This window comes from uncultured Clostridium sp., assembly GCF_947072515.1.
Taxonomy (GTDB): Bacteria; Bacillota; Clostridia; order Clostridiales; family Clostridiaceae; genus Clostridium.
Window position 1 is genome coordinate 1 of record NZ_CAMTIG010000089.1, and the last position, 9,872, is coordinate 9,872.

Genomic DNA, 9,872 nt, shown 5'->3' on the forward strand with positions numbered 1-9,872 from the left:
ACTGAAAATTTATAGATTTTTCAGTGTTTTTTTCTTAAGTTGATAGCATTGTGCCTAGGGTTCGTGTTGGGCACATTTGAGCCCAACTTTGTTATTAGATAAATCTTCGATTTTTTATTCATAAATTATTAAAGAGAGTTTAGTATACTAAAGTATCATTAATAGTTGGGGGATGGATATGAAGAAATTTATAATAGGTGGAGCTAGTATAGTCGTAATTTTATTTGGAACTATTTTTATTAAATATAATTTACATCAAAATAATGCTACGCTGAAATATTTTGAGGCAAGTAATATAGAAGTATATTCGAATGGACAAGAAGGATTGAAGGAATATTTACCTAATAAATATAAGTTAACAAATGTTGATAGAAAGCATTTAAAAGATAATAAAATTTATAAAGAACTCATTAATTATAATATGGAGGCAAAGGAGCTAGCAACAAAAGGATTAGAATCAATTGATAATTCTAATCTACCTATAAATGAATTAGAATCAAATTTTACTAATTTTTTTGCTAAAACATATATATATTATAGATATCCAATTACAGAAAATCAAAAAGATATTGGAAATTATATTATTAAAATTTCGAATTTATTAAATAAGGTAAGTATGAATAATGTAGGGGAGCTTAATAGCCAAGAAAAAATAAATTTAAAAAAGTGGATGCAGGCAATAAAAGAATTGGCAATTGAGTAATAGAGGAATTTTATGAAAAAAGAAATAGAAAATTTTTAAAAAAGAAAAAAAGTTGCATTTATAATGAAATTACTTAAAAACCTACGTAAAATAATCATAATTTTAGATTTGACAGTAGTATTGAATCTATTATATTTTGCAATAATTACACCAAGTAGTTTTGAATTCTCCCAAATAGTTCCTAGCTATATAAAAATATATAACTATATTGTAGGAATTTCTAATTTTATTTCGCTAAAATAGAGTTCATTGAAAAAGATTGGAGAAAAATTTCTTTAATCTTTTTTATTATAGTTACAGTATCATAACTTAATAGTTATGATACTACTGTATTGAAGGTGAGGGATTAGGATTTTAAGAAGTATCAAAACTTAGAGTCAAATTATAATTAAAGAAAATTTGGCTAAAATATTGCTATGTGAAATAACAGTTCAAGAGAATTAAATAAATCATCATTTTTATTAAATTTGGTTTCACATATTTCATATTTCTCCATTTTATATTTAATAAGAAAATGTGAAGAATAGTTTAATTCTATTAAAGTTCTTGAAGAAGAAGTGGGTAAAATGTAAAATATAATAAAAATATGTTTTTTTATGGAGGTGAGGAAATGAATAGCAGAATTTTAAGATTTTTATTGATAAGTTTAGGAAGCAAAGCATTAACGAGTGCTCTTAATAATAAAAAGACGGAAACAAAAGAGAAGGATAATGTTCCAAGTTTTAAAGGTGTTTTAGAAATCAAACATAATATAAAAGGAAGAGTTAGATTATATGCACCTAGAATAAAGGAAAATAGTGAATATTCTCAGGTTTTAATATCTCAGCTAACTAAGGTGAAATCAATATCTAATATTGAAGTGAATAGTGTTACTGGAAGTATAGTTATATGCTATAATCCTGCGGAATTAGAATTAGCTTTATTGGTTGGAGTTGTAATAAAATTATTAGGATTAGAAGAGGCGATAAGTGAAAAGCCTAAATCATTAATATCAAAAGAAATAAAGAATGTAAAAGAAGCAGTAGATTTAGCATTCTATAATAAGACAAGTGGAATTCTAGATATTAAAAGTGTAGCAGCTGTACTTTGTCTTGTAGTAGGAGCTAGAAGTGTAAGATTAAATCCTCTTCAATTACCAAATGGATATACATTAGTTAGATGGGGAATGAACATGATTTAGAGGTGATGGAATGTTAAAAAAATTTATAATATCTCAAATAGCAAAAATTAAAGTATCACATAGTATTCCAGGAAGAATAAGATTTAAGGTTAATTCTATGAAGATGATTCCAGATGAATATAAAGAATATCAAAAGTTCTTATTTGAAGCTTTAGAAAAGTTAGATGGGGTAACAAATGTAGAAATAAATCTTGTGACAGGAAGTATATTAGTTAACTATGATATTAATAAACTTTATGAAAAGAAAGTTTTAAAATGGGTAGATACTATTAAATCTGTCGGAATAAACAATTATGATGTTATAGAAAAGTACGGAGACACAAATCTTGATTTTGTAATAAAAACTATAAATCAACAATTAGATGAGGCCGTTAAAAACATATAATTTGAAAGGAGGTAAAAGATGAATAAAGACTTACTTTTAAATAGTATTATTAAACACAGCATTAAAGGAAGATTAAGATTAAAATGCAATGGAATAAAGCATATAAATAAATATATAGATGAATTTAGAGAGAGTATTCTTAAAAATAAAAACATTTATAATGCAGAGATAAATACTGTAACAGGATCTGTATTAGTTAATTATAAAGAAGAGTTATCTGAAAATAGTATAAAAGAATATATAGATGCGGTTATAAATACATATGCACTTAATATTTTTACTGAAGTAAGAAAAAGCAAAGAGAAAGTTTCTTACAATGGAAAAAAAGAGGATGATGAAACTTCATTTGATATAGCTAAAAGATTAGCATTAAATGCAGGAGTTTTAGGATATACAGTTTTAAAAGATAAATTAAACTTAAATGATTTATATAAAGTAGATAGATTTGGAATGATGGGAAAATTTTTAACTATTCCAGCTCTTGCAAGTATATATCTAAATAAAGGATTAATAGATAATGGAATTAAAGGTGCTTTAGTAGATAAGAAACCAAATGCAGATACATTAACTTTAACTTCAGTAGTTGCAAGTTTACTTTTAGGTAATGCTAAATCAGCTTTAATGATAACATTATTATCAGATGTTGCAGAACTTATGACTAAATACACTATGGAAAAAACAAGAGATTCTATAAAAAATCTATTATCTGTAGCTGAAGAAGATGTTTGGAAGCTTATGGAGGATGGAACTTTAAAGAAGATTTCCATTGATGAAATTAGTGTTGAGGACTTAGTTGTAATCCACACAGGAGAAAAAATCTGCGTAGATGGACAAGTTATAAAAGGAGAAGGTGTTGTAGACCAAGCTTCTGTTACAGGTGAATTTGTACCTGTAGTTAAAAGAAAAGATGATAAAGTATTTGCAGGAACAGTAGTTAAAAGTGGTAGCTTAACTGTGAAAGTTGAAAAGGCAGGAGATGATACTGTCGTTTCAAGAATAATTCATTTAGTGGAAGATGCATCTTCTAAGAAAGCACCAATACAAGATTATGCAAATAAATTTTCAACGTACTTAGTTCCATTTAACTTTTTATTTGCAGGAATAACGTATTTAGTTACAAAGAGTCCAAGTAGAGCTTTAAATATGATGATAATTGATTACTCATGTGGAATAAAATTATCAACAGCAACAGCGTTCTCTGCATCTATAAACACTGCAGTAAAAAATGGTGTTTTAATAAAAGGTGGAAATTATATTGAAGCATTAGCAAATGCAGATACATTAATTTTAGACAAAACTGGAACATTAACAGAGGGAAAACCAGCTGTAACTAATATAGAAGTTGTTAATGGAGAATACAATGAGGAAAAGATTCTAGAAATTGCGGGAGCAGCAGAAGAAACCTCATCTCACCCTATGTCAGTAGCTATAATGACAAAGGTTAAAGAAAAGGGCATTGTAATTCCTAAGTATGGAGAAGTAATAACTCATATTGCAAGAGGAATGGAAACAACCATTGATGATAAGGAAGTCTTAGTTGGAAGTAAATTATTTTTAGAAGAAAATAACGTTAATATGGGTGAATTTTTAGATTCGGAAGCTAGAATGCAATCTGTAGGAGCAAATGTTATATATGTAGCGTTTGATGGAGAACTTATAGGATTAATTGGAATAAAAGATAAGATGCGTGATAACATGAAAAAATCTATAAATAATTTAAGGTATCAAGGAATTGATGATATTGTATTATTAACAGGTGATTTAGAAGATCAAGCAAAAGAAGTAGCAATGCTTATGGGCGTTGATGGATATAAAGCAGAACTTTTACCAGCAAATAAGGCGGAAGAGGTTCTTAAATATCAATCAAAAGGCTCTAAAGTAATAATGGTAGGAGATGGAATAAATGATGCTCCGGCACTTGCTTATTCAGATGTAGGGATAGCACTTGGAGGTGGAAGTACGGATGTAGCTATGGAAGCTGCAGATATAACTATCCAAGGTGATAATCCAATGATGATTCCAACTATGATAGATTTATCAAAGAAAACTATGAATGTAGTTAAACAAAACTTTGGAATGGTAATAAGTATAAATAGTGCAGGACTTATATTAAGTGCATCAGGTGTACTTCCAGTATTCTGGGGAGCAGTACTTCACAATTCAAGTACTATTTTTGTTGTAGCAAACTCTTTAAGACTTATGTTTTCAAACATGGAGAGAGGTGTTTAAAAGGTGAATAAACCAACTATAGTAATAGTGCATAAAATTAAGAATAGAATAAGATTCAAAGTATCTCATCCTATAATCAATATCCAAAACTTGAAAAGTGAACTTTTAAAAAAGGATGGACTAAGAAGTTTTGAATACAATAATATAACTAAATCTATTGTAGTATTATTTGATGAAGATAAGGTTAGAGATGATGAAGTTATTTTAAGAATTGTAGCACTATATTCTAAAGATTATAATCTTACACCAATAAGATTTATATATAACACAAGAGGAAAGAATATGCCTCCTATGGCTTACTATTCTTTAGCTACATTAGCTATTGGAGCTGCTAGTAGATATATTCCAATGAATGAAAGAATTAAAGATTTTATAAACTGGGCAGTAGTAGGAACCACACTTGGGGCTATTGGTGAACATGCATATAATGAAATAAATGAAAAAGGATATTTTGATCCAGAAGTTGTTTCAGTTATGTACTTAGTAAATTCTATTACAAAAGGAAATTTCTTATTACCATCTGTTGTAACATGGATTACAACCTTTGGAAGGCATATATTAGAGATGTCTTATGGAAGAATGATTATAAATATAAATGAATTTAAAAGTAAATCATCAGAAGAAATTTTTTATGATATAAAAATATTACCTGATAATGAATCCTTCAAGAAAACTAATATAATGAGAACTTTCTTAGAGAAGTTTATAGAAGGTGAAGGAAACACTATGAGAAAGTCATTTATGTTAACTAATAATAGTATAAAAAATTATGAAGGCAGTTTATTTAAAGGGCTTGATAATGGCTCATCATTTATGCATACAGATGAGACTAGTATTAAGAACTTTAAAAATGCAATAAATTAAAAACGTAGGAGGAATTAAAAATGATACAATCAATAAACAAAGACCATTTAACAGGAGCACTAGTAGGTGTTGGAGTATGTGCAGTAGGATATTATATATATAAAAAGAATCAATCTAAGGTAGATGATTTTTTAAGAAACCAAGGAATAAATGTAGGAACTGAAGGAGCTAAAGATTACTCTGTAATGTCTATTGAAGAATTAATGGAAAATAAAGAACTTATAGAAGATTTCATTGCAGAAAAAGAATTAGCAGCAGAACCACAAACAGAGCAAGAAGTAGAAATACAAGCTTAATTTTAAAAAGAACTGTAGGACAATTGTCTTACGGTTTTTTTTACTTTATAGATAAGAAAATTTAAAAAAGATAAAAAGTATACAAAAAAAGGTTAATAAAAAAAAGAAAATGTTTAGTTTACATAAAGTTTAAAAAGTTTATGTAAACATAATTATGAAATGATGAATAATTCTAGTATTATGTAAAAGACAATATATTTATTTATTAGGAGGCAGAAATGAATTTTTTTAAGTCTTTTTCAAAATTTCATAAAATCTACTTTGTAGTATTTTTAGTTTTAAACGTGGTATTATTCTTTACTCCCGCGGTACTTAATGGGGAAAATATATTTACTTTAGTTAGTATATTAGGATTTGTATCAACAATAGCAGGTTTATTTGCAGCGATATATACGGCAAGAGCAAGTGTAGTTTGTTATATTTGGGGATTTTTTAATGCAGCAGCTTATGCATGTGTATCTTACTTTAGCCATGTTTATGGTCAAGTTATTTTATATGTTTTATTCCAAATACCAATGCAGTTTGTAGGGTTTTACTTATGGAATAAAAGTTTAAAACAAGGTGATACAGGTGAAATAGAAGTTAGAAGAATGAATGCTAAGAATTGGATTACTTTAGCTATATTCTTTATAGTTGTATGGATTTTATATGGAATATTATTAAAACAATTACCAAACATATTTGAAGCATTATTTAATGTACATATTGATCCCGATAAACAATTTATCATAGATTCATTAACATCTACATTGATGATTTGTGCAGTTATAACATCAATAAAAAGATATGTTGAACAATGGTATTTCTGGATTTTAACAGATGCAGTAGGTATAGTTTTATTTGTACTTTCATTAATTAGTGCAAAACATTTTTCATTCAACTCATTATCAGGAGCTATAATGTGGATTCAGTTCACATTAAATGGAATATACGGTTTTGTAAATTGGAAGAGATTAAATAAGAAATAAAATAAATAATAAAAAAAATGGATGGGAAGTTCCCATCCATTTTTTATATATAAGGTATACTTGAGAAAACTATTTTATAAATTGAGTTAATTCCATTAATATTGGAATAACTATAACGAATAATACTGTACTTGAAGTAACAAGATTAGTTGCATATTCAACATCACAATTATATTCACTAGCAAGTATAGGTAAAACTGCAAGCATTGGAGTTGCGGCTTGTACTATAAATGTTTGTTTCATTAAAGTTGGCAAATTAACACCAAATGCAGATGAACCTATAAGAATTAATGCAATTATTATTGCAGGACAAATAATGAAACGTCCAATTAATGCAACAACTGTATCTCTGTCAAAACGAATACTCTTAAGTCCAGCATCATATAAAATAATACCGATATAAATTAAAGCTAGAGGAGTAACAACTCCACCTACATCAGATAATGCAGAACCTATAAATTTAGGTACTGGGATATTTAATAGTAAGAAAATAACACCAAGTATAAATCCCATTAATGGAGGTGATAATACTTTCTTCCAATTAAATACGCTACCTTTAGAATTTTTATCTTTAGTTGGGTCATCATTAGCAATTAAGAAGACACCAAATGCCCAAGTTGAAACAGTATTACTAACGTAACAAACTAAGAAAAATGGAATACTAATAGATCCAAATAAAGCTAAGTTTAAAGGCATTCCTATGAATATAGTGTTAGCGTTTGCAACAGCATTTAAAAATATCCCTCTACGACCAGGTCTAATCTTTAATACTTTCATAAGGATGTAAGCAATTATATACGAAATAACTACTGTTCCTAATGGGTAGATAAGACTTCCTGATAAACTAAGAAGGCTACTTCTTGTTAAATGGCTTAGAATAGACATAAATATAGCACAAGGTAATGCAATTTTTACAACTAATGATGAAATACCTTTAGCAAATCCATCACCAAACCACTTGAATTTCTTTAAAAAATAACCTAATGCAATCATTAAAATAACAGTTAAAACACTTTGTACTGAATTAAGAAATAACATAAATAAACTTCCTTTCCATAATAATTTTATATAATCAAATATTTTTTTAAATCTTGAATTGAGTTAATTATATAATTTTTCTGAAAATTAAGTTAAATATATTTTTTTTATTATATATAATTAAAATTTATATAATGGTTGCACTATTCATTACTTTTATAATATTTTCTTCCATCTCAGATAGGTAATGACCTTTTTTAGTGGCAATGGAAATATAAAAGGGAATAGGTTTTCTTAAGTCTTTAGTAACAATTCCTTTTAAATCTTGAACAGCCATATTAGCTAATATTCCAACACCAAAATTAGCAGCAATAAGTGTTTTTGCAGTTTGAATTTCATCTATATAACAAACTTTAGAATCCGTTATATTAAAATCATTAAAAAGTTTATTTAAAACAGTTAAATGAATAGAAGCATCACTTAAAACAATAAATTGAGAATCACTCAATTTTGAAAAGTTTAAGTCGGGATCTCTTAAAATAGGGTTATTTTTACTTAAGCACATAACAAACTTATCTGTAAAAAGAACTTTACTATTTATATGTTCATCTAAAATAGGATTTAGAGAACCAATTAAAGCTATATCTACAGAACCATCCATAAGCATATCTTTCATTTTTTTTGAACCGCACTGAATAAATTCAACATTTTCGACAAACTCACTATCAGAAAAATAGCTTGCAAACTTTGGGAAAAAATATGTACCTATAATAGGTGGAATGCCTAATTTTATCTTTTTAGATTTACATTTTAAAAGTTCTGCTTTAGCCTCATTTAATTCAGAAAGGATGTTTTTAACACGCTTTCTAAAGATTAATCCTTCATTTGTAATTTTTAGTTCTTTACTATATTGATTTCTAATTATTAGTTTAGAATTTAATTCGGATTCCAATCTTTTAATGGAAAAGCTTACAGAAGGCTGAGAAATAAAAAGTTTTTCAGCTGCTTTAGTAAAACTTTTTTCATCACAAAGACAATCAAAATATTCTAAGTCTTTTATATTCATAATATCATCCCTTTCTATATAGTATTTATTGAAATATAATAATTTCTAATAAGAAAATTATAGCATTTAACGAGAGAAAAAATTGTTAAAAGTGAGATTTTAAGCTTTTTTTTAATAGAAACTATTCAAAAAGAGAAGATTAATATAGAAGATGAACTATTTAGAATTCTTCATAATAATATACCGATTTTTATGATAATTTCTGATATTATTATAAAAAGAGGCATAATACTAATGAAAATAGATTAATAAAGATTGTGAGGGGACAAATGAAAAAAAAGAAAAAGATAATTATAGGAATAATCATAGTTGTGATAGTTATTATAATAGGTGTTGCAGGAACTGTACTTGCAATGAATTGTAATAAAAATACAATTGCGTACACAAATAAATACGGAGATAAATTTACAGCAGAACAATTAGATGCAATAAGAAGTAATAATGTCATTATTAATAATTATATAGAGCAGCTTAAACAGGATGAACAACGAAATTTAGGAACACTAACAAGTCAAGCACAGAGAGATTTAAATGCAACTATACCAACTATAGAAAATGATAGTGCAAAAAATATAGTAGAATTACAAAAGCAACTATTAATTAATTTAGGGCAAGATATTGCTGCAAATTAAATGAATAAACAATTAAAATAAATGCAAATCACTGCATTTATTTTTTTTGCGATTAAAGAAATAATATTTTAATTGAATATATATTTGAAGATGCTTAAAAAAGGAATAAGTATTATTAGAAATTAATGTTTAAAGTGAACTTAGAGTATTAGAATGAAATATTTTATTCAGATGGTTAATTTTATTTAACAATAAGAAGGTTTAATGATATAATTATATAAAATTTTACAGAAGGAGTTGAAGTAAATTATGTTAAATACCAATAAATACTACAATCAAATGGAATTGTTTTTAAAATTTCAAGATGCAAAAAGTAAGGCAAGAAAACTAGCAAGAAAAGTGAACAGCATGGACACTGAAATTTACTTATTACTTCTTAGATATAATGCATCTAAATCTACACAAGATTTATATTTATTAGCAATTGAATGCGAAAGATATTTAGATCTTAATTTAAAATATGCTTATGATAGCATACCTGTATATTATACTTATAAAACAAATAGAGATTTCTATTTAAGTGATGAATATAAAGAATATATAGAAAGTGTATCAATTTAATTGATACACT

General features: G+C 26.7%; 11 protein-coding genes. 9 read left to right on the forward strand and 2 right to left on the reverse strand.

Features of this window, described 5'->3' with window-relative positions; translation table 11 throughout:
- Positions 1–178 precede the first annotated feature (178 nt).
- From Q0W06_RS18245 to pnuC, 7 genes are all read left to right on the forward strand, one after another.
- On the forward strand, positions 179–703 hold the full coding sequence (locus tag Q0W06_RS18245) for a hypothetical protein (protein ID WP_297639150.1): 525 nt from the start codon (positions 179–181) through the stop codon (positions 701–703).
- Positions 704–1,313: 610 nt separating this feature from the next.
- Complete coding sequence (locus Q0W06_RS18250; RefSeq protein WP_297639151.1) at positions 1,314–1,883, forward strand: HMA2 domain-containing protein; 570 nt, start codon at positions 1,314–1,316, stop codon at positions 1,881–1,883.
- 10 nt (positions 1,884–1,893) lie between these two features.
- On the forward strand, positions 1,894–2,268 hold the full coding sequence (locus Q0W06_RS18255) for an HMA2 domain-containing protein (RefSeq protein WP_297639153.1): 375 nt from the start codon (positions 1,894–1,896) through the stop codon (positions 2,266–2,268).
- Positions 2,269–2,286: 18 nt separating this feature from the next.
- On the forward strand, positions 2,287–4,497 hold the full coding sequence (locus Q0W06_RS18260; protein ID WP_297639155.1) for a heavy metal translocating P-type ATPase: 2,211 nt from the start codon (positions 2,287–2,289) through the stop codon (positions 4,495–4,497).
- Between the two features lie 3 nt (positions 4,498–4,500).
- The gene (locus Q0W06_RS18265; protein ID WP_297639158.1) at positions 4,501–5,361 is read left to right on the forward strand and encodes a hypothetical protein; all 861 of its coding nucleotides are present in this window, start codon (positions 4,501–4,503) and stop codon (positions 5,359–5,361) included.
- Positions 5,362–5,381: 20 nt separating this feature from the next.
- Positions 5,382–5,657 (forward strand): hypothetical protein, encoded by a 276-nt coding sequence (locus tag Q0W06_RS18270; RefSeq protein WP_297639161.1) that lies wholly within the window; start codon positions 5,382–5,384, stop codon positions 5,655–5,657.
- 218 nt (positions 5,658–5,875) lie between these two features.
- Positions 5,876–6,625: a nicotinamide riboside transporter PnuC gene (pnuC, locus tag Q0W06_RS18275; protein ID WP_297639163.1), complete on the forward strand. Its 750-nt coding sequence runs from the start codon at positions 5,876–5,878 to the stop codon at positions 6,623–6,625.
- A gap of 69 nt (positions 6,626–6,694) precedes the next feature.
- On the opposite strand, the gene Q0W06_RS18280 is transcribed toward pnuC, so the two are convergent.
- Positions 6,695–7,663 (reverse strand): AEC family transporter, encoded by a 969-nt coding sequence (locus tag Q0W06_RS18280; protein WP_297639166.1) that lies wholly within the window; start codon positions 7,661–7,663, stop codon positions 6,695–6,697.
- Positions 7,664–7,790: 127 nt separating this feature from the next.
- The gene (locus Q0W06_RS18285; protein ID WP_297639168.1) at positions 7,791–8,669 is read right to left on the reverse strand and encodes a LysR family transcriptional regulator; all 879 of its coding nucleotides are present in this window, start codon (positions 8,667–8,669) and stop codon (positions 7,791–7,793) included.
- A gap of 269 nt (positions 8,670–8,938) precedes the next feature.
- Here Q0W06_RS18285 and Q0W06_RS18290 point away from each other — a divergent pair, with 269 nt between their 5' ends.
- Both Q0W06_RS18290 and Q0W06_RS18295 read left to right on the forward strand, forming a co-directional pair.
- Positions 8,939–9,301 carry a hypothetical protein gene (locus tag Q0W06_RS18290; RefSeq protein ID WP_297639171.1) on the forward strand — a complete coding sequence of 121 codons (363 nt, stop codon included), beginning with the start codon at positions 8,939–8,941 and terminating at the stop codon, positions 9,299–9,301.
- A gap of 249 nt (positions 9,302–9,550) precedes the next feature.
- A complete protein-coding gene (locus Q0W06_RS18295; RefSeq protein ID WP_297639174.1) occupies positions 9,551–9,862 on the forward strand; it encodes a hypothetical protein in 312 nt (103 codons plus the stop codon).
- Positions 9,863–9,872: the final 10 nt, after the last annotated feature.